This is a genomic window from Dictyoglomus sp. GBS, from assembly GCF_055179815.1.
On record NZ_CM143687.1, the window covers coordinates 1,141,521 to 1,161,653 of the forward strand.

Annotated in this window: 22 protein-coding genes, 1 tRNA gene and 1 other RNA gene; all 24 read left to right on the forward strand. The window is 30.0% G+C overall.

Annotated elements, in window-relative coordinates; all coding sequences use genetic code 11:
• The 24 genes from murC to ACY3IT_RS05715 all read left to right on the forward strand — a co-directional run bounded on the left by murC (nucleotide 1) and on the right by ACY3IT_RS05715 (nucleotide 20,111).
• A complete protein-coding gene (gene murC / locus ACY3IT_RS05600) occupies nucleotides 1–1,392 on the forward strand; it encodes a UDP-N-acetylmuramate--L-alanine ligase (RefSeq protein WP_463081992.1) in 1,392 nt (463 codons plus the stop codon).
• Nucleotides 1,376–2,260 (forward strand): UDP-N-acetylmuramate dehydrogenase, encoded by an 885-nt coding sequence (gene murB / locus ACY3IT_RS05605; protein ID WP_463081993.1) that lies wholly within the window; start codon nucleotides 1,376–1,378, stop codon nucleotides 2,258–2,260. The genes murC and murB overlap by 17 nt, the downstream gene beginning before the upstream one ends.
• A 4-nt stretch (nucleotides 2,261–2,264) precedes the next feature.
• Complete coding sequence (locus tag ACY3IT_RS05610; protein ID WP_463081994.1) at nucleotides 2,265–2,843, forward strand: hypothetical protein; 579 nt, start codon at nucleotides 2,265–2,267, stop codon at nucleotides 2,841–2,843.
• The gene (gene ftsA, locus ACY3IT_RS05615; RefSeq protein ID WP_463081995.1) at nucleotides 2,844–4,055 is read left to right on the forward strand and encodes a cell division protein FtsA; all 1,212 of its coding nucleotides are present in this window, start codon (nucleotides 2,844–2,846) and stop codon (nucleotides 4,053–4,055) included.
• Between the two features lie 27 nt (nucleotides 4,056–4,082).
• On the forward strand, nucleotides 4,083–5,153 hold the full coding sequence (ftsZ, locus tag ACY3IT_RS05620) for a cell division protein FtsZ (RefSeq protein WP_463081996.1): 1,071 nt from the start codon (nucleotides 4,083–4,085) through the stop codon (nucleotides 5,151–5,153).
• On the forward strand, nucleotides 5,150–6,847 hold the full coding sequence (locus ACY3IT_RS05625) for a radical SAM protein (protein ID WP_463081997.1): 1,698 nt from the start codon (nucleotides 5,150–5,152) through the stop codon (nucleotides 6,845–6,847). Before ftsZ ends, ACY3IT_RS05625 begins: the two co-directional genes overlap by 4 nt.
• Complete coding sequence (locus ACY3IT_RS05630) at nucleotides 6,844–7,557, forward strand: purine nucleoside phosphorylase YfiH/LACC1 family protein (RefSeq protein ID WP_463081998.1); 714 nt, start codon at nucleotides 6,844–6,846, stop codon at nucleotides 7,555–7,557. Before ACY3IT_RS05625 ends, ACY3IT_RS05630 begins: the two co-directional genes overlap by 4 nt.
• Entirely contained in the window at nucleotides 7,554–8,465 is a 912-nt protein-coding gene (locus ACY3IT_RS05635) for a biotin/lipoyl attachment domain-containing protein (RefSeq protein ID WP_463081999.1), read from the forward strand. The genes ACY3IT_RS05630 and ACY3IT_RS05635 overlap by 4 nt, the downstream gene beginning before the upstream one ends.
• A 6-nt stretch (nucleotides 8,466–8,471) precedes the next feature.
• Entirely contained in the window at nucleotides 8,472–9,185 is a 714-nt protein-coding gene (locus ACY3IT_RS05640) for a YggS family pyridoxal phosphate-dependent enzyme (RefSeq protein WP_463082000.1), read from the forward strand.
• Complete coding sequence (locus tag ACY3IT_RS05645; RefSeq protein WP_463082001.1) at nucleotides 9,182–9,874, forward strand: response regulator transcription factor; 693 nt, start codon at nucleotides 9,182–9,184, stop codon at nucleotides 9,872–9,874. Before ACY3IT_RS05640 ends, ACY3IT_RS05645 begins: the two co-directional genes overlap by 4 nt.
• Nucleotides 9,867–10,907 (forward strand): ATP-binding protein, encoded by a 1,041-nt coding sequence (locus ACY3IT_RS05650; RefSeq protein WP_463083630.1) that lies wholly within the window; start codon nucleotides 9,867–9,869, stop codon nucleotides 10,905–10,907. The genes ACY3IT_RS05645 and ACY3IT_RS05650 overlap by 8 nt, the downstream gene beginning before the upstream one ends.
• A complete protein-coding gene (locus ACY3IT_RS05655; RefSeq protein WP_463082002.1) occupies nucleotides 10,904–12,127 on the forward strand; it encodes a DUF1015 family protein in 1,224 nt (407 codons plus the stop codon). Before ACY3IT_RS05650 ends, ACY3IT_RS05655 begins: the two co-directional genes overlap by 4 nt.
• Nucleotides 12,128–12,130: 3 nt before the next feature.
• Entirely contained in the window at nucleotides 12,131–13,234 is a 1,104-nt protein-coding gene (rodA, locus tag ACY3IT_RS05660; protein WP_463082003.1) for a rod shape-determining protein RodA, read from the forward strand.
• Entirely contained in the window at nucleotides 13,231–15,021 is a 1,791-nt protein-coding gene (locus tag ACY3IT_RS05665; protein ID WP_463082004.1) for a TIGR03960 family B12-binding radical SAM protein, read from the forward strand. The genes rodA and ACY3IT_RS05665 overlap by 4 nt, the downstream gene beginning before the upstream one ends.
• On the forward strand, nucleotides 15,014–15,649 hold the full coding sequence (locus tag ACY3IT_RS05670) for a TIGR03936 family radical SAM-associated protein (RefSeq protein ID WP_463082005.1): 636 nt from the start codon (nucleotides 15,014–15,016) through the stop codon (nucleotides 15,647–15,649). The genes ACY3IT_RS05665 and ACY3IT_RS05670 overlap by 8 nt, the downstream gene beginning before the upstream one ends.
• Nucleotides 15,642–16,394, forward strand: coding sequence for an HAD family hydrolase (locus ACY3IT_RS05675; RefSeq protein ID WP_463082006.1), 753 nt, complete (start codon nucleotides 15,642–15,644; stop codon nucleotides 16,392–16,394). Before ACY3IT_RS05670 ends, ACY3IT_RS05675 begins: the two co-directional genes overlap by 8 nt.
• Before the next feature lie 13 nt (nucleotides 16,395–16,407).
• Entirely contained in the window at nucleotides 16,408–16,719 is a 312-nt protein-coding gene (gene cutA / locus ACY3IT_RS05680) for a divalent-cation tolerance protein CutA (protein ID WP_463082007.1), read from the forward strand.
• A gap of 8 nt (nucleotides 16,720–16,727) precedes the next feature.
• The gene (locus ACY3IT_RS05685; protein ID WP_463082008.1) at nucleotides 16,728–17,162 is read left to right on the forward strand and encodes a nucleoside deaminase; all 435 of its coding nucleotides are present in this window, start codon (nucleotides 16,728–16,730) and stop codon (nucleotides 17,160–17,162) included.
• Between the two features lie 30 nt (nucleotides 17,163–17,192).
• Nucleotides 17,193–17,284: transfer RNA gene (locus ACY3IT_RS05690), tRNA-Ser, on the forward strand.
• Nucleotides 17,285–17,320: 36 nt separating this feature from the next.
• Nucleotides 17,321–17,548 carry an ABC transporter permease gene (locus ACY3IT_RS05695; protein WP_463082009.1) on the forward strand — a complete coding sequence of 76 codons (228 nt, stop codon included), beginning with the start codon at nucleotides 17,321–17,323 and terminating at the stop codon, nucleotides 17,546–17,548.
• Between the two features lie 12 nt (nucleotides 17,549–17,560).
• Nucleotides 17,561–17,826: signal recognition particle sRNA large type (ffs, locus tag ACY3IT_RS05700), an RNA gene on the forward strand.
• A gap of 22 nt (nucleotides 17,827–17,848) precedes the next feature.
• Nucleotides 17,849–18,613 (forward strand): TatD family hydrolase, encoded by a 765-nt coding sequence (locus tag ACY3IT_RS05705; protein WP_463082010.1) that lies wholly within the window; start codon nucleotides 17,849–17,851, stop codon nucleotides 18,611–18,613.
• Nucleotides 18,610–19,209, forward strand: a complete 600-nt coding sequence (locus tag ACY3IT_RS05710) for a TatD family nuclease-associated radical SAM protein (protein ID WP_463082011.1) — start codon at nucleotides 18,610–18,612, stop codon at nucleotides 19,207–19,209. Before ACY3IT_RS05705 ends, ACY3IT_RS05710 begins: the two co-directional genes overlap by 4 nt.
• Nucleotides 19,206–20,111: a radical SAM protein gene (locus ACY3IT_RS05715; protein ID WP_463082012.1), complete on the forward strand. Its 906-nt coding sequence runs from the start codon at nucleotides 19,206–19,208 to the stop codon at nucleotides 20,109–20,111. The genes ACY3IT_RS05710 and ACY3IT_RS05715 overlap by 4 nt, the downstream gene beginning before the upstream one ends.
• Nucleotides 20,112–20,133: the final 22 nt, after the last annotated feature.

The following is a 20,133-nucleotide window of genomic DNA, read 5'->3' on the forward strand; positions in this document are numbered from 1 at the left end:
TTGTTTAATTATAAGAGGATTCATTTTATTGGTATTGCTGGTACAGGTATGAGTGCTCTTGCATACATTTTTGCAGAAAAAGGTTATGAAGTATCAGGATCTGATATACAAGAAAATATTTCTACAATAAGATTAAAAGCAAAGGGTGTAAAAATATATAATGGACATCATAAGAAAAATCTCAAAGGTGTGGATGTAGTTATAGTCTCTTCAGCTATTCCTCCCGAAAACGAGGAGTATTTAGCTGCAAAAGAAAAAAATATCCCCATATTACATCGTAGTGAACTTTTAGGAGAACTAACTAAAGAAAAAAAGTCTATTATTGTCAGCGGGACTCATGGAAAAACAACAACCACTTCTTTAATAGGGCTTGTTCTTGAAAATAATAGGGTAGATCCAACAATTATTGTGGGTGGGGAAGTAGAAGATATAGGTGGAAATGCAAAACTTGGGAATGGAGATTATTTGGTGGCAGAAGGAGATGAAAGTGATGGTTCTATTTTAAAACTTTTTCCATTTATTCTTGTGGTCACTAATATAGATAATGATCATTTAGATTATTATAAAGACTTAGGTAAGATAAAAGAAACATTTCTTAATGTAATAGATAAAATACCCCAAAATGGAAAGGTTCTATTATGTTCAGAATGCGATAATATAAAATCTATCATACCCTATATTAATAAAGAATTTTATACCTATGGCTTTGATAACGCAGATTTTACCGCTAATATTATAAATATTACACCATATGGATCTGAATATGTGGCTTATTTCAGGGGAGAGGAAATAGGTAAGGTTAAATTAAAAATACCAGGTAAACATAATGTATTAAACTCTCTTTCTGCATTAGCTACAGCTAAAATACTTGGATTAGATATAGATCTAACAATCAAAGCATTAGAAAAATTTAATGGTGTGCAAAGAAGAATACAACTAAAAGGTATATTAGAAAATAATGTTTTAATTTTTGATGACTATGGACATCATCCCACAGAGATAAAAGCAACTTTATTAACTCTTAAGCTTTATAACAGAAGAATAGTAGTAGTTTTTCAACCTCATAGATATACACGTACTTTCTATCTTTATAGAGACATAGCAGAAGCATTAACCTTAGCTGATGTAGTCATCTTGACAGAGATTTATTCTGCTGGTGAAAAACCTATATTAGGAGTTTCGGCTAAAAAAATATATGAAGAAATTAAGGGAAAAAGGCCAGATTTTAATATATACTATGTAGAAAATTTAACCGATGCAGCTTCTACAGCATTAGACATATTAAGAGATGGAGATATATTATTGACAATAGGAGCAGGAAACGTTTGGAAAGTAGGAGAAGTACTACTTGCTAAATTGAGGAGTGAAAGTAAGGTTGAATATCATCAATAATGAGAAACTTAAGAGTAGAATACTTTCACAACATGATCTGGCTCCTTATACATCTTTTAAAATAGGTGGAAAAGCAGATTTATTTATTATTCCTTATTCATGGGATGAACTTATTTATATATTGTCTGAGCTTAAAGAAAAAGAAATTCCTACAAAGATTTTAGGAGCAGGAACTAATGTGCTGATTTCTGATGAGGGTATAAAAGGAGCAGTGATAAAAATATGTAAAAACCTTGGTAATGTTAAAAGAATAGATTCTTTAATAGTTGAGGCTGAGAGTGGATGTTTGATTTCAGAATTGTTGTATTTTGGATGGCAAAACGAATTAGGTGGATTAGAATTTTTAATGGGAATTCCAGGAACCATTGGTGGGGCTGTAACAGGAAATGCAGGAGCGTGGAGAAAGGCTATTGGAGATTATATAGAAGGATTATATGTTATAGATAATTCTTTAAGTGTAAAATATATAGATAAAAAGGATTTACATTTCTCTTATAGGAATTCTAATATTCCAAAAGAGTATATTGTTAAATCTGTATTGGTAAGATTTGAAAAAAAAGATAAAGATATTTCTATAGAACAAGCTAAAAAATACTTAAAAGAAAGAAGTAAAAGGTTACCTAAATATCCCTCTGCAGGAAGCGTTTTTAAAAATCCTCCTCAAGGGCCAGCAGGAGTTTTTATAGAAAGACTTGGTTTAAAAGGAAAAAGAATTGGAGATGCTATGGTATCTTATGAACACGCTAATGTGATTATTAATTTAGGCCACGCTAAATATAAGGATGTTATTTCTTTGATAAGTTTAATTAAGGAAGAAGTGAAGAAGGAGTATGGTATAGAGTTAGAACCTGAGATTAGGATTTGGTAAAATTATGAGAAAATTTCTTGTCTTAATTTTAATAATAATCTTTTCGTCTACGTGGATCTTATACGTAATAACAAATGATGGTGATACGAAAATTAAAGAGGATATTTGTCAAATTTTTAAATTTAATAATATTCTTTTTTTAAATAGAAAAATCGACCTAATTGAGAAAAAGCATGAAATAATAATAAAAGATATAAATTACCTTCCTTGGGGTGTAAAGATTAATTGGGAACCTGAGGTGACTCTTCTTGAGGTAGACTATGACAGTATAAAATTTTTTTATAATCAAAAACTTAAAGAGATGAAGAAATTTAAATCTTTTGATGGTACAATAAAGATAGAAGGTACAAAGAATATTCAACTTATTAGAACAATATTAGAAGCCTTTAAAGATCTAAATATAAAAAAAATAGTTTTTTATAAAAATTATTTTGAGATTTATGGAAATAATTTTTTATTAAAATTTTCTAATGATAACTTTAAAGAGAAAATTGAAACATTTAAAGAAATTGTCAAGAAGATGGGTATAGAAAACAAAAGTTTAGATTTCAGGTTTAGGATTCCTTTTATTGGAGGAATATAGATGGCCGATACTGTTGGGGCTATAGATTTAGGTTCTACAAAAATAGCGGTTGTGGTAGGAAATGTTTTAGAAAAAAACATTGAAATAATCGGTTTTGCTATTTCACCTTCTAAGGGAATAAAATATGGAGTTATAGTTGATATTCAAGAGGCAAGTAATAGTATAAAAGATGCATTAAATAAGGCTATAAGAATTGCAGGAATAAAGAACATATCAAGATTATATGCAGCAATTAGTGGAGAAAAAGTAACAGCTATTCCAAGCAGAGGCATGATTATAGTAAAAAGCAGAGAACAAGAAGTTACGGAAAAGGATGTTGAAAGGGCGATTGATGCAGCAAAAGCAACCTCTATTCCTCCGGATAGGGAAATTATATATCATGTAGTTAGGGGATTTAGATTAGATGGCCAAGATGGAATTGTAAATCCAGTAGGCATGATGGGTACTCGCTTAGAATCTGATTTGTTATTAGTAACTCATGATAAAATTCAACTTAGAAATATTATCAATACTTTGGAAAAAGCAGAAGTGAATATTGAAGGATTTGTTCCTCAAGAGATAGCAGCAGCAGAAGCAGTTCTTACTCAAGAAGAAAAAAAATTAGGAGTAGTAATGGTAGATATTGGAGGAGATTTAACTAATCTTGCTATTTATAGAGAAGGTTGTCTTCATAGTATTGGTATATTAAAATTAGGTGGGGAAAGAATAACAAGAGATTTGGCTATTACGCTAAGAATTTCTACCGAAGAAGCAGAAAAGGTTAAAAAAATATTAGGAACTTTAAAAGATGAAGAAGAAGAAACGTTAGAAGTTACATCATTACAAGAAAGAAAAATTAGAGTATCAAAGTCTCAAGTTAGAGAGATCATACAACCTCGCGTAGAAGAGATTTTAGAATTTATACAAAAAAAACTAGAAGAACTAAATTCTCCCTTAGAAATTATTCCAGGAGGTATCGTGCTTACAGGTGGTACTGCTCTCTTAGATGGTATAGATGAATTTGCAAGTAATTATTTAAAAGTACCGGTCAGAATAAGTGCCCCTTCTCAAATGAGAAGTTTTCTGGGAGAAAAAGATGCTGTATTTTACTCTTCTGCAGTAGGGGCTTTAGAGAGTTTTTTGAAGACTATTTCTTTTGAAGACAAAAACAAAAAACTTCTTGACTATTTAAAAGAAACATTTAACAATATATTTAGACCTTTTAAAGAGTAAAGAATTAGGGGAAGGTGGTGTTAGAAATTGACTTTATCAAGATTTACAGACAGCTTAGATAATGGAGAGATAAGGGCAAAAATTAAGGTTATTGGTGTTGGGGGTGGTGGTGGTAATGCCATTAATAGGATGATTGAAGCTGGAATTCATGGCGTTGAGTTTATTGCAGTTAATACCGATATTCAAGTACTTGATCTTAATAAAGCTCCTCATAAAATCCAAATAGGGGAGCAAGTGACTCAAGGTCTTGGTGCTGGTGGAGATCCTAAGATTGGGGAAAAAGCAGCTATAGAAAGTAAAGAGATTTTGAAAGATATCTTAGATGATGCAGATATGATCTTTATAACTGCAGGAATGGGAGGAGGTACTGGAACAGGAGCTTCTCCAGTTATAGCTGAAATAGCAAAAGAAATTGCAAAACTTGTGGTAGCTGTGGTCACATTACCTTTTACTTTTGAAGGAAGAAAAAGAAGAGTTAATGCTATGGAGGGAATAGAGAAACTTAAGGATAAAGTTGATACTCTTTTAATAATACCTAATGATAAACTTTTAAAACTTGGTGATAGTAGATTGCCTTTAGTTGAGGCTTTTAAGAAAGCCGATGAGGTTTTAAAACAAGCTGTTCAAGGAATTACAGAATTGATTACTGTTCCTGGATTGATAAACTTAGATTTTGCTGATATACAATCTATAATGTCAAAGGCTGGTACAGCTTACATGGGTATAGGAGTAGGAAAAGGTGAAAATAGAGCAAAAGAAGCAGCTCAGAATGCCTTACAGAGTCCTCTTTTAGACTTCTCTATTAATGGAGCTAAAGGAGTTATATTTAATGTAACAGGGGGCTTAGATTTATCCTTACATGAAGTAGAAGAAATTGCAGAAGTTATTACTCCTAAGGTTGATCCAGAAGCTAATATTAAGTTTGGTGCTGTAATTGATGAGAATATGAAGGATAGTATAAAAGTTACATTGATAGCCACAGGTTTTGATCATCAAGGTGAGGAAATAGAAGAAAGTTCTAGTAAGAAGGATTATACTAACATATCAGAAGATGATTTAGATATTCCTGCTATCTTACGGAGAAAGAGATATTCTTGAACTGGAAACTAAAGAAAGAAATATTAGATGTATTAAACAGTGAGAAAGGATTTAAGTTAAGTAAAAAGGGTGGAGATGTAAAATTATTATTTATATACCCTAGCACATATAATGTATCCATAAATAATTTAGGATATATAGGTTTATATCATATTTTTAATGAGCAACAAGGAATTTTATGTGAAAGAGCGTATATTCCTATAGATTGGAAAAAGAGAAAAGATTTTAGAGTTTATTCAATTGAAGGATTTAGAGAATTAAGAGACTTCGATGTTTTGCTTTTTTCTGTTAGTTTTGAACTGGATTTTTTTAATATAATTTATATTTTAAACTTGGAAAAAATCCCCCTTTATAGTTACGAAAGGGATGACAGTTATCCTCTAATAATTGGAGGGGGAATTGCTTTAAGTTCCAATCCAGAGGCAATATCTGAGATTTTCGATCTAATACTAATAGGTGAAGGAGAAGACATGGTTTCAGAATTATCAGAAGCTTTAATATTAAAGAAAAAAAACGGTTGGACAAAAGAAAGGTTTTTAAATACTGTAAAAGATTATGAGGGTTTTTATATACCTAAATTTATCAAATTCACATATAACGGTAAAAAAATAGAGAAAATATGGGGAGATCAAAAATTACCAGTAAGAAGAAGAATTTATTCAAATTTTTCCAATAACCCCATGGTTTCACCTATAACATCTAACAAAGGTGTATTTTCTGATATGGCATTATGTGAATTGGTTAGAGGGTGTAAATATCAATGTAGATTTTGTTTGGCTGGTTATTTCTATAGACCCTATAGGGTTTCTTCCCTAGAGAGAATATATGAAAAGGTTAATTGGTTTTATAAAGAGGATATACCTAAATTAGGATTTATTGTTCCTGCCATAGATCCCTCTTTAAGCCTGATAAATGTTAAGGATTATGTGGTGAGAGGTGAAATACTTATATCTTTCTCATCTCTTAGACTAGAAGATATTACAGAAGACATATTAGATCTTATAAAAATTACTAATCAAAAAACTATTACTATAGCTCCAGAGGCAGGTACTGATAGGCTTAGAAAAGTATTGAATAAAAAGTTTACTAATGATGATATCCTAAATTTTAGTGGGAAAATTAAGGATTATGGGATAAAAACTTTAAAATTATATTTTATGATTGGATTACCTACTGAAACTTGGGAAGATATTGAAGGGATTTTGGATTTAATAATGAATATCAGAAGAATTGTTAAAAAAATGGAGATAAGTGTAAGTGTTTCTACCTTTATTCCTAAACCCCATACACCTTTCCAATGGGAAAAAATGGCAGATCTTGAATATATTGAAAGAGTTAGATCTTATCTATTAAAAAATCTTAGGAAAATGGATAATGCAAAAATGGAAGATGAAAATATCATTTGGGTTTTTTGGCAAGGAGTTTTAAGTAGAGGAGATAGAAGATTGAAAGAATTTTTTAAAGAATATATAAAAGATCCTCATAGTTTAAGAATTTTAAAGAAACTTGTAAAAGATAATCTATTAAAAGAGTATTACTTAGAAGAAAAAGAAAAGGATGAAATTTTTCCTTGGAGTTTTATAGATACAGGAGTTAAAAGAGAATATTTGTGGAGAGAAAGGGAGAAGGCATATCAAGGAGTTATTACTTTGCCATGTAACAATTATTGTAAGACTTGTGGGGTGTGTATATGATTTGGCAATCCAATCTTTTGAATAAATTTCACGAAATATCCCATGGATTCGTATCAGATCCATATTCTTTTCCTTTTTATTTCTCCCTTAAGCATATCCCTTCATATATAAGGTTTCTTTCTTTGATTAAGATATTTCCAAATAGATGGGTTGTAGCAGAACAAGTACATGGAGATAATATATATGTATCAAAAATTAGCAATGTATCTTTTTTTCCAAAAATTGCAAATAAAACTGATATTATACTAACCCAAGAAAGAAGACATCCCCTTATTATGTTTTTTGCAGATTGCATTCCAATTTTTGTCTATATACCTAAAATTAGATTGATTGGTTTGGCACATTCTGGATGGAGAGGAACAATTAAAAAACTTCCCCAAAAATTAATATACGAATTAAGGAATAGATATAATATCTATTCTGAGGATATATTTATAGGTGTTGGTCCAAGCATTCATTCTTGCTGTTTTGAGGTTAAGGAAGATTTTATTTCTCAGTTGCCTAAGGAATATAGAAAATACCTTATATATGAAAAAGAAAAGGTAAAATATGATCTTATAGCCCTTCTTTTGCAACAACTCGAAGAAGAGAAAATACCAAAAGAAAATGTTGATATATCTGATATATGTACCTATTGCAACAATGCTTATTACTCCTATAGGAGAAATAAAACATCCGAAAGAAATATTGCCTATATATTTTTAAAATGAATCCTTTTTATAAAGAAGGTTTTTATAGATTAAGAAAGAATAGAAAAAGACTTTTTAGAAGAGTTTTATTATTTTTTATTATTTTTATAATTTTCATAGTTTTTCTCATTTATGTTTTACTGTCTAATAGAATCCCTCCTATAATTGGATATTTTGAATTTGATGAAAGTCTTATAAGAGCTCCAGTTGATGGAATCTTTAGAACAAGTATAGAGGATATGGAGAAAGTTAGAGTAGGACAAATAATTGGTTATATGGATACAGTTAATAAAAGGAAAGAACAGAATATTTTATACGATAAAAGATACATAGATCTACTTGAAGAAATAAATAAACTGGGCGATAAAATTAATTTGAAAATTGATGAAATCAGGATTAAAGTTTTTAATAATGATTTCAAAGAAATAGATAAAGATATTTTATATCTTAAAAGTGTATCTGAAGAAAGATTAAAAATTTTTAACAGTATAAAGGTTTTAGAAGAAAATATTCGGAAGGAGATAAAGAGGATTCAGGGAGAAAATTATATTTTTGCAATTAAATCTGGATATATTTCTTTTTTTATTGATAATTTAATAGACAAAAATCTTAATGAGGTATCACTTTCACAACTCAATAATGTAAAATATACTTCTTTTTCTGGAAAAAGAGTAAAAAAGGGGGATCCTTTATGTGTGATAAGGGAGTTACCACCTAAATCTTTAATACTTTTTTCTAAAAGCTTGGTAGAATCTGGTAGATATGTAATAATCGATACAAATTTTCCTTCCAAAAATCTAATTAGAACAAAAGTCTTAAAAGTTGAATTTTTAAAAAATTTTTACAAATTAACTACTTTACCTTTAGAATTTAACAATATAATATTAAAAGAAAGGATTATTAAGGGAAAAATTCTAAAGATATATTAATCTCTTATGGATAACGAATTAAATTTTATTAAAGAAAATTGGGAAAAAGTAAAAGAAAAGATAGAGAAAGCTGCTCTTAGAGTGGGAAGAAATCCTGATGAAATTAAAGTAGTTGCAGTTTCTAAGGGTTTTCCATCAACTTATATAAGAAAGGCTTATGAGGTCGGAGTTAGAAAAATTGGAGAAAACAGAGTGCAAGAAGCAGAAAAGAAAATAAACGAATTAGCAGGAGATTTAGAATGTGAATGGCACTTAGTGGGTCATCTACAAACAAATAAGGTAAAGAAAGCATTAAAATTATTTGACTTGATTCATTCCTTAGATAGATTGGATCTTGCTAAAGCTTTAAATAAAGAAGCCCAACGTGAGAACAAAGTAGTAAAGGTATTAATTCAGTTAAACTTATCTGGAGAAAAGACGAAATATGGATTTAAAGAGGATGAATTTTGGAAATCATTAAATGAATTATTGAGTTACGAATACCTAAAAATAGAAGGTCTTATGACAATAGGTCCTTTGACTACAGATAAGGATGAAATAAGGAGGGTTTTTAGAAGTCTTTATAATATCTGGGAGGTTTTAAAAGTTAAGGAAAACCTAAACTTAAGGTATCTATCAATGGGAATGTCGGAAGATTTTGAAATAGCCATTGAAGAGGGATCTAACCTTCTTAGGTTAGGAAGAATAATATTCTCTAAAGAATTTGAGGTGAGAGGATGAAAAAGATATTACTAGTGGAAGATGATAAGGGTATAGTAAGCTCTCTATCGCTTTTATTGAAAAAAGAGGGATATGAAGTGGAAGCAGCTTATGATGGTGTAGAAGCATTAAACAAATTCAAGCTCTTCAATCCTGATTTAGTGCTTCTTGATATAATGTTACCTGAAAAGGATGGATGGGAAGTATGTAAAGAGATAAGAAAAGTAAGTAATGTACCAATTATAATGTTAACAGCCAAAGATGAGGAAGTAGATAAAGTTCTTGGTTTAAAAATAGGAGCAGATGATTATATTACAAAGCCTTTTAGCGCAAAAGAATTACTTGCAAGGATAGAAGCTGTTTTAAGAAGGTATCAATCAGATCTTTTAAAAAGTCAAAAAATCGTTGCCCCACCTTTTGAAATGGATTTAGTCAAAAGAACTGTAAAAGTGAAAGGAAAAGAAGTTAATCTTTCATATAGAGAGTTTGAAATATTAAAACTATTAATATCTTCACCTGGAAGAGTGTGGACGAGGGATATGATTATAAAACATATATGGGGAGAGAACTTTTGGGGAGAACCTCGAGCGGTAGATGTATATATAAGATGGTTAAGAGAAAAAGTAGAGGATGATCCTAGTCACCCTAAATATATTGTGACAGTTAGAAATTTAGGTTACAAATTCCAGGAGGCGAGCGAAAATAAATAAGTTAAAAGAAAGATGGAATTTTCTTTTAGAATATATTCCTATAGGGGTAATTATCATTAACAAGGATGGTACTGTACTATGTGTGAATAAGAAGGCTTCTGAAATTTTTGATATACCGAAAAAAGCGAGAAGGAAAAAGTTAATAGAATTAATACCGGATTATGAAATAGATGATGTATTTAGAAAAACATTAGAAAATCAAAAATATAATAAAATATCCCTCAATTTTTGGGGAAATGAAAGAAAATTTTTAGAAATCGAAGCCTATTATTTAAAGGAAAATAATGAAGTGATGTTAATAATAAATGATTATACTCCTATACAAAAAATGGAGGAAAACTTCAAGGAATTCTTAGGAAATGCATCTCATGAATTAAGGACACCGCTTACTTCTATACAGATATTAATAGATCTTTTCTCTGAAAAAAAGATTACTCTTGAAGAAATATATAGTGAATTTTTCCCTTATTTAAGAAGAGAAATAGAGAGAATGTCAAAACTAATAAGTAATCTTCTTAATTTATCAAGATTAGAGGCTGGTGTTATGGAACTTCAACCTAAAGATGTATCTCTCTATGAAAGTGTAATTAATGTCTTAGATAGACTTAGTCCTCATATTTCTAAGAAGAACTTAAAAGTAAATATAAATTTACCAGAGAACATTGTAATATTTGCAGATCCACAGTATTTAGACACTATTTTATTTAATTTGATTGAAAATGCTGTTAAGTATACCCCTTCTGGAGGGAAAATTGAGGTAGGAGTAAATGATAAAAATGAATACTTACACTTATGGGTACAAGATACAGGTATTGGAATTCCTGAAAAGGATATAGATAGAATATTTGACAGATTTTATAGAGTAAGTAAATCTCGCACTAATGAGGATGGATTTAGTTCAGGGTTAGGGCTTTCTATTGTCAAAAAGTTGGTTGAAAGACATGGGTGGAGTATAAAAGTAGAAAGTAAACTTGGAGAAGGGACAAAATTTGAAATTATAATTCCTAAAAGAAAGGAAGGTAATAATGTATGATTAAGTTTTTACCATTTAGAGCTCTAAGATATAATTTAAATCTTCCCTTAGAAAAACTTATTGCTCCACCTTATGATGTGATACAAAAAGAAGAAAGGGTTTATTTTCTATCTATGCATCCTTACAATATAACTCATCTTACATTAGGAGATAAATATCCAACCAATTATATAGAAATTTCTAAAGTTTTTAAAGAGTGGATAAATCAAGGTATTCTTGTCTTTGAGGAAAATGGATATTTTTTATATAAACAAGAATATCAATGGGGAGACAAAATAGATAAGATGTATGGACTTTTAGGAATATTAGAATTACAACCCTTAGGCGAAAACATTTTACCTCATGAACGTACTTTTTCTGGTCCAAAGAAAGATAGATTAGAGCTTCTCAAAGAATTAAGGGCTAATCTTGAACCTATTTGGGGCATTTATGAAGACAAAGAAGGAAAACTTTCATCATTGTGGAAGAAGATTGAAAAGGAGAAACCTCTCATTAAAGTAACTAGCTGGGATTATAGAGATCATTATCTATGGAAAATAAACGATGAATCACTTATAAATCTCATTGAACAATATTTGATTGAAAAAAAGATTTTAATTGCAGATGGTCACCATAGATATGAAGCCTCATGGCTTTATTATAGTGAGACTAAAGATGAAAAAGCCAAATATATACTTATGCTTATTACTGACTTATATGATCCAGGAGTTAAGCTTTTACCAACCCATAGAATAGTTAGTAAAGAAGTTCAATTAAATATTGAGGATCTCAGAAAGAACTTTGATGTATATTTAGGGGAGAATATGGATGATTTAGATCTTGTATTTAATCCAAACAAACCTTTTATATACCTTCTTAAAGATAATAGAATATTGAAATTAATTCCTAATACCTCATATATAAATAGTAGGAATAATGACGTTTCAGATTTATGGTGGATCTTACCTACAACTCTACTTCAAAAAGGTGTTTGGGAAGGTATATTAAATACTACTGAAAGTGATTTACAAGAAGAAGGATTAATAAGATTTTCCCATGATCTTAAAGAGTTAAGAAAAAATATAAATTCTAACGAATTTGAATATGCTTTCATATTACCCTCCATACCTATTGAAATCGTCTATGCTTTGGCTATAAACAGAGAAAGACTTCCTCAAAAGTCTACATATTTTTATCCAAAACCAGCATCAGGATTGGCTCTTTGGAAAATGGATGAATAAAACATGGTACGAAAATATTTAGTACGTATTTTTATATTATCTATATTACTTACGTTTATAGGACTTTTTCTTATTTATGATACTACTGTAAGTAGACTAACTTATCAGGAACTTTCACCCTTTCTTTTTGTAAATAGACAATTAGTAGCTTTTTTAATAGGGATTATATTTTTCTTTCTATTTATGTCCATTCCCTTTAGAGTTTGGGAAAGGGCTTGGAGTTTAGTATATCTATTAAATTTAATTTTACTGATATTTGTTTTATTCTTTGGAAGAAGAAGTTTAGGAGCTCAAAGATGGTTTTCTATTCTTGGTTTTTCTTTTCAGCCCTCTGAATTATCAAAACTCTTTATAACCATATCAATATCGGGCTTTCTTATTGAATTATCAAAACATAAAAAAAGTTTTTCTTTTAAAGACTATACTTTAATTTTATCACTCATCTTAGTTCCTACTATGTTAGTGGTTATACAACCGGATCTTGGAACAGCAATAGTTATTTTTACTTCTGGAATTTTTGTTTTATATCTTTATGGTATTCCCAAAAAATATATTATAAGAACCTTTTTTCTAATACTTACTATTCTTCCTTTTCTTTGGCTTTCTCTTAAGCCTTATCAACAACAGAGAATATTGACATTTTTTGATCCTATGAGAGATCCTCTCGGTAGTGGATATCAAGTAATTCAATCTATGATAGCTATAGGTTCTGGAAGAATTTTGGGAAAAGGATGGTTACAAGGACCCCAGACCCATTTAAGTCTTATTCCAGAACAACATACTGATTTTATATTTTCTTCTCTTGCTGAAGAATTTGGGTTTATAGGTAGTGTTTTGCTAGTTTTACTCTATTATTTATTATTTAGAAATATATGGGAAATTTTGAAAAGGCTAAAAGATAATTTTGGTAAGTTAGTAGTTGGAGGAATACTTTTTACCCTTTTATTCCAGACCTTTATAAACCTAAGTATGGTTATGGGAATGGCACCAGTTGTTGGTATTCCTCTGCCCTTTGTAAGTTTTGCAAGAACCTCATTAATCGTAAGTTATGCTATGTTGGGATTAATGTTTAACATTGCATTGAGGAGTGAAATAAATATTTTATGAGAGATTTAGAATTAATCTTGGATAAAGTAGAAAAACCCTCAAGATATATAGGCAATGAGCACAATATTATTATTAAGGACTGGAATAAAGTTAAATTGAAAGTTGCATTAGCATTTCCAGATTTATATGAAATTGGAATGTCTCATTTAGGTTTTCAGATAATTTACTTTTTACTAAATAATAGAGAGGATACACTATGTGAAAGAGTTTTTGCCCCTTATATAGATTTAGAAAATTTGCTAAGGGATAGAAAAATCCCTCTTTTTTCATTAGAAACGAAAAAGCCTATTAAGAGTTTTGACTGGTTGGCTTTTAGTTTATCCTACGAGCTTACTTACTCTGGAATTCTTACCATATTAAATTTATCACATATTCCTATTTTCTCAAGGGATAGAGATGAATCTTATCCTTTAATAATAGCAGGTGGTCCTACAGTATTAAATTCAGAACCTATTGCTGATTTTATTGATGTAATTTTTATTGGTGAAGCAGAGGAAGCTATTAACGAAATTATTAATGTATATTTGGAATGGAAGGAGACAAAAGAAAATAAAACTCAACTGTTTAAAGAACTTGTAAAAATAGAAGGAGTATATATCCCTTCATTATACAAGCCAATTTATGAGAAGGATAAATTTAAAGAAATAATTCCTTTATATCCTTGGGTTCCTCCAAAAATATCAAGGAGAATTGTCTATGATTTAGAAAAAGCTCCTTTTCCAACTCGTCCTATTGTGCCCATCCAGCAGGTTGCTCATGATCGTGGATCAATAGAAATTATGCGAGGATGTCAAAGAAGTTGCAGATTTTGTTTTGCAGGTTATATATATAGACCTAAAAGATACAGAAGTATAGATACTATAAGAAAATATGCTAAGGAAATATTTGAGAACACAGGTTATGAAGAAATTAGTTTATTATCTTTAAGTACTAATGACTATCCCAATATAGAAAAACTATTAGATTTATTGAACGAGGATTTTGAAGGAAAACATGTAAACTTTACTTTACCATCTCTTAGAGCTGATAAATTCTCCTTAGAGCTTGCAGAGAAAGTAGAAAAAAATAAAAAATCAAGTCTTACTTTCGCGATAGAAGCAGGAACTGAAAGGTTGAGAAAAGTTATAAATAAAAACCTTAAAGAAGAAGAGTTTTTTAAGACTCTCGATGTGGCTTTTAGTAAAGGTTGGAATAATATTAAGTTATACTTCATGCTAGGACTACCTACAGAAACAGATGAGGACATTTATGAGACTGTCAATCTAGTTGAAAAAATAATAAGGTTAAATAGAAGATCTAAAATACATTTGAGTTTCTCCATATTTGTTCCAAAACCTCATACCTCATTTCAATGGGAAAAATTTGAGGATAGAGAAATAATTGAGAGAAGAAAAAATATTTTAAGAAAAGCTCTTAAAAGAAAAAATATTTCTATAGATTTCCATGACTATAGTATGAGTTATTTGGAGGCAATTTTTTCAAGAGGTGACAGAAGACTTTCGAATATTCTTAATTTAGCTTGGCAAATGGGAAGCAGATTTGAAAGTTGGACAGAGTTTTTAAGAATAGATATTTGGGAAAAGATCTTTAATAATCTAAATATAAATCCTAAATGGTATACAGAAAAGAAAAATATAGATGATCCTTTACCCTGGGATCATATATCTTGTGGGGTTAGAAAAAATTATCTTATAAAAGAAAGAGAAAAAGCTTATAAATGTGAAGAGACACCTCCTTGTGAATGGGGATTATTTTGTGATTTTTGTGGAGTATCTCATTATGGATAAAATAGTCTATAGACTTGCATTTTACAAAAAAAGGTTGCTTAAATATATAAGTTCAATAGATATGTTAAATTTTATGAATAGGGCTGTAAGGAGGTCTGGATTACCTGTAGCTTATTCTCAGGGGTATAATCCAAGGCCTCTAATATCCTTGGGATTACCTTGTCCAGTTGGAATTGAGAGCAAAAAAGAATGGTTAGATATAACGTTAAAGTATTATATTGAAAAGGAAGAAGTTCTTAATAAATGGAACAAAGAATTACCTGAAGACCTTCAATTTTTTGAGGTGTTAGAATCACCTAAATCATCTCTTATCAAAGATACTTACGGCATAAATTATGAGTTAGAAGTTTTTGTGGCTAATGAAAGTTCATTTTTAGAAGATATTGAAAGATTTAAGAATAATGATAAGGTTTATATATTAGTAAGAAGAGGGGAAAAGATAAAGGAAATAGATTTGAAAAGGTATATTTACGATATAAAAATAGAAAAAAGGGACAATAGATATAATATAGAATTGAAGACCAAAAAGATAGAAGATTCAATTATTAGAGGAGAGGAATTCTTAGAAATTTTTTCCTATAAGCCTTTGCTAATAAATCAAGTAAGAGAAGTGATTTTAAATGTATAAGCTACTTGTGGCTGATTTTGATGGAAGTATAGTTGATTATACAGAAACCTTATCATCTCAAAACATTATTGCTATAAGAAAGCTCAGAGAAAAAGGAATAGATTTTACCATAGCAACGGGTAGAAGATGGTCATCTATAGAATCGAAGATAAGAATATTAAATATTAATATACCAGTAATATTATACAATGGGGCTGGAATATATCACCCTGTGGAGAGTAGATTTTTATTTATCAAATATTTATCCAATAGAGAAGTTAAAGATTCGCTTCAGTTTATAAAGATATATTATGAAAAAATAAAAGTAGGGGTATATTATGAAGATATGCTTTTTGAAGATGAAGAGGCTTTATTGCTACTTGAAAGAGAAAACGAAAAAATAATTAAGATATTCTTGGAAGGAAAAGAAGAAGATTTAAAGATTATTAAAACTCATATAGATAGAAATTATAATAATAAAATTAATGCTGTATTCTCTGCTCCGTATTATTTAGAAATATTACCATATGGTATATCAAAGGGTAATGCCCTCAAGATGCTTATAAATATGTTAAATATATCTCCTAAAGAAGTTATTGCCATTGGGGATTTTGATAATGATGAGGATATGTTAAAATTAGCTGGATTGAGCTTTACATTGATAAACTCATCAGAGAAACTTAAGAAGGTTGCTAATTTTATATTAGATTGTAATCCAAATGATTCATTATATAGAATTGGGAAGAAGATTATTAATTTAAAGTGAGGTGAAGAGAAAAATGATATTATGTATTATAACGGTGGATAAGGAAGAGACAGCAGAAAAGATAGTCAACGCTCTTTTAGATGATCATCTAATTGCTTGTGGTAATATTATTCCTAATGTTAAGTCTTACTTTTATTGGAATAATGAAAAACAAATTGCAGATGAAGTGATAGTTTTATTAAAAACAGATAAAAGTAAATTTCCAGATTTAGTAAAAAAAGTGAAAGAGTTACACCCATATGAACTTCCTGAAATTATAGGTATCCCAATAAATTATGGACTTCCCGAGTATATAAAATGGGTCATGGACTCAGTAAAGATATAAACTTTTTTATGTCAGAAGCATTAAGAGAAGCAAAAAAGGCTTTAGAAAAGAATGAAGTACCTGTAGGTGCTGTTGTTGTAAAAGATGGGGAAATAATTTCTCGAGGACACAATCTTCGTGAATCAAAAAAAGATATTCTTTGCCATGCAGAGATTATAGCTATAAGGAAAGCATATAAAAAGCTTGGTGATTGGAGATTTTATGGCTGTACTATATATGTAACGCTTGAACCTTGTATAATGTGTTTCGGAGCTATACTACAAGCAAGATTTGATAAATTAATATATGGGGCGAGTAATCATGAAGAAGGATTTTCAAGGTTTATATGTAATATTGAAAATTATAAAAAGTGGCAGAAATTGGAAATTATAACTGGAATAATGAAAGAAGAAAGCGAGGAAATTCTAAAGAAGTTTTTTACTAATTTAAGGAGTTCACCTTAACGTATTTTTATGATAAAATATAATCAGAGCGGAGAGGTGGCTGAGTGGACGAAGGCGCTCGCCTGGAGAGCGAGTAGGCCACGAAAGTGGCCTCGTGGGTTCGAATCCCACCCTCTCCGCCATTTAGTATAAATAATTAATATTAAAGATATGAAGATATGAAAAATATAAGAGAATTAATGAGTCTAACGAGTATTATAATTAGTTTTTTTGTTGGTATATTGGCTGCTTTTGCAGTTGTAAAAGAGCTAAATTTTTCTTTGTTTTTTAGAAATGAAAAAAGCATAGGAGCATGGATAGGTAAAATATTAGTTTTCTTATTAATACTTTCATTTGTTTGGGTTATTTTTAGTACTTTATTCATATTATTAAGAATTCAAGAATAAAAATGCCCAGGGCTATGCTTAGGCGGGGAGCTAGCGGTGCCCTGAACCTGCAATCCGCTATAGCAGGGCCGAAAGGCCACCTGAGGTTTGATCTTGTGGGTAAGAAGGGAGAGATGGAAGCGATGAAGATTAGGAGCTGTGCACTAAGAGGTCCTCAAACCCCGCCAGGTCCGAAAGGAAGCAACGGTAAGAGGTACTTCTTAGGTGCCGCAGTGAACCTAATTGGAGCTTTCCTATCTCTCTTCTCCCGGAGGATCAAATCGACGGTGGAGGCATAGCCCTGGGCTATTATTTTAAAGTATGTGGATTGATACACATGTTCATCTAAATGATAAGCAACTTTATGCTTCTTGGGAAGAGATCGTAAATAGAGCTAAAGAAAAAGAGGTTAATAAATTTTTTGTAGTAGGATATGACATAGAGTCAAGCCGAATTGCAGTGGAACTAAGTGTGGATGATGATATTTATGCAGTCATAGGCTTACATCCGCATGAATCCGACAAATTTGAATTCAATAAAAAAGAGTGGGATAAACTTCTTAAGTCAAAGGTAATAGCTATTGGAGAAATAGGGCTTGATTATTATAAACTATACTCTTCAAAAGATTCTCAGAAACAAGTATTTATACAATTTATTCAATATGCCAAAGAAAATAAACTTCCTATTGTCATTCATAGTAGAGAGGCCTGGAAAGATCTTATAAATATTATGAAAGCCGAAAGAGTATGGGATGTAGGAGGTATAATGCATAGCTTTAGTGGAAGTTATGAAATAGCAAAAATTATAGCAGATTGGAATTTTTTGTTCAGTTTTTCTGGACCTATAACTTATCCAAATGCAAATAATTTAAGAGAAGTTTTAAAAAAATTACCACTAGATTTAATAGCTATTGAGACTGATGCACCTTATCTTCCTCCTCAATCTATAAGAGGAAAGATTAATGAACCTGCCTATTTACCTGAGATAGCCCAAAAAATATCCGAAATAAAAAAAATAGATCTAATCACTCTCTCTGATATTATCAAGAAAAATTTAAAAAGAATATTCAAAAATATAAATATATGAACGTAGTATATGTATTAGGTGAAAATTTGTATCTTAATATAACCAATAAATGTACTAATAGATGTACATTTTGTATACGCAATTATTCAGATAGAATCGGTGATAAAATATTATGGTTAGAAAAAGAACCTACCTTTAAAGATATTATTATTGAATTAAAAGAATTAAATTTGAACGACTATAAAGAAATAGTATTTTGCGGATATGGAGAACCCTTATTAAGAGTAGAAATAGTAAAGAAAGTTTCAAGATATGTTAAAGAATACTATCCCAACAAAAACATAAGAATAGATACTAATGGACATGCTAATATCTTTCATGGAAGAAACATTTTGCCAGAAATTGCACCTTTTGTAGATAGTATTTCTATTAGTCTAAATGCAGAAAATGAATATAAATATAACTTAATATCACGACCAGTATTTAAAGATGCATATAAACATTTAATTGAATTTATCAAATTCTCTTCTATTTATATTAAAGATGTGTGGGTAAGTGTTGTCAATATACCTTCTATAGATATAAAAAAATGTGAGGAAGTGGCCCATAATTTAAATGTAAAGTTTAAGATAAGGGAATTTTTAAGGTCCTTATGAGACCTATTTACATTGAGAGTTATAAGAAAGGTGATTTGGAAAGAAAAATTAATATCTTAAGTAAAAAACTGGAATCATGCAACCTGTGTCCAAGAAATTGTAAAGTAAATAGAAAAAAAAGAGAAAAAGGGTATTGTAAGGCTTCATCAGAAATAACTATATCAAGTTATTTCCCTCATTTTGGTGAAGAAAAGGTTCTAGTTGGGAAAAGTGGATCTGGTACTATATTCTTTACTTATTGTAACCTGGGTTGTATTTTTTGTCAAAATTATACTATTAGTCATTTAGGGATTGGAGAAATTATTGATACAGAAACCTTAGCAAATATAATGATTGAACTACAGAATATGGGTTGTCACAATATTAATCTTGTCACACCTACTCATTATGTACCTCAAATATTAGAAGCTCTTTATTATGCTATTCCTAAGGGTTTAAATATACCTTTAGTTTATAACAGTAGTGGATATGAGTCTTTAGAAACCCTTAGAGAGTTAGAAGGTATAATAGATATATATATGCCAGACATAAAATTTTGGTCCTATGATATATCTTTAAAACTTGCTAATGCATTTGATTATCCTGAGGTAGCAAAAGAAGCAGTAAAGGAAATGTATAGACAAGTAGGAAATCTTATAACGGACGAGAATGGCGTAGCTATAAGAGGCCTTATTGTAAGACATCTCCTACTTCCCAATGGGGTTTCATCTATAAAGGAATGGCTCGAATTTTTAAAAAGGGAAATCTCTACAGATGTTTTTATAAATATAATGCCTCAATACAGACCGCTCTATAAAGCCTATGAATATCCATTAATAAACAGAACAATATTACCAAGTGAATATAAGGAGGCAATAAATTTAGCTAAAAATATGGGGTTTACAAGAATATATATAGACTAATTTCTTCTAAAAAATTTAAATC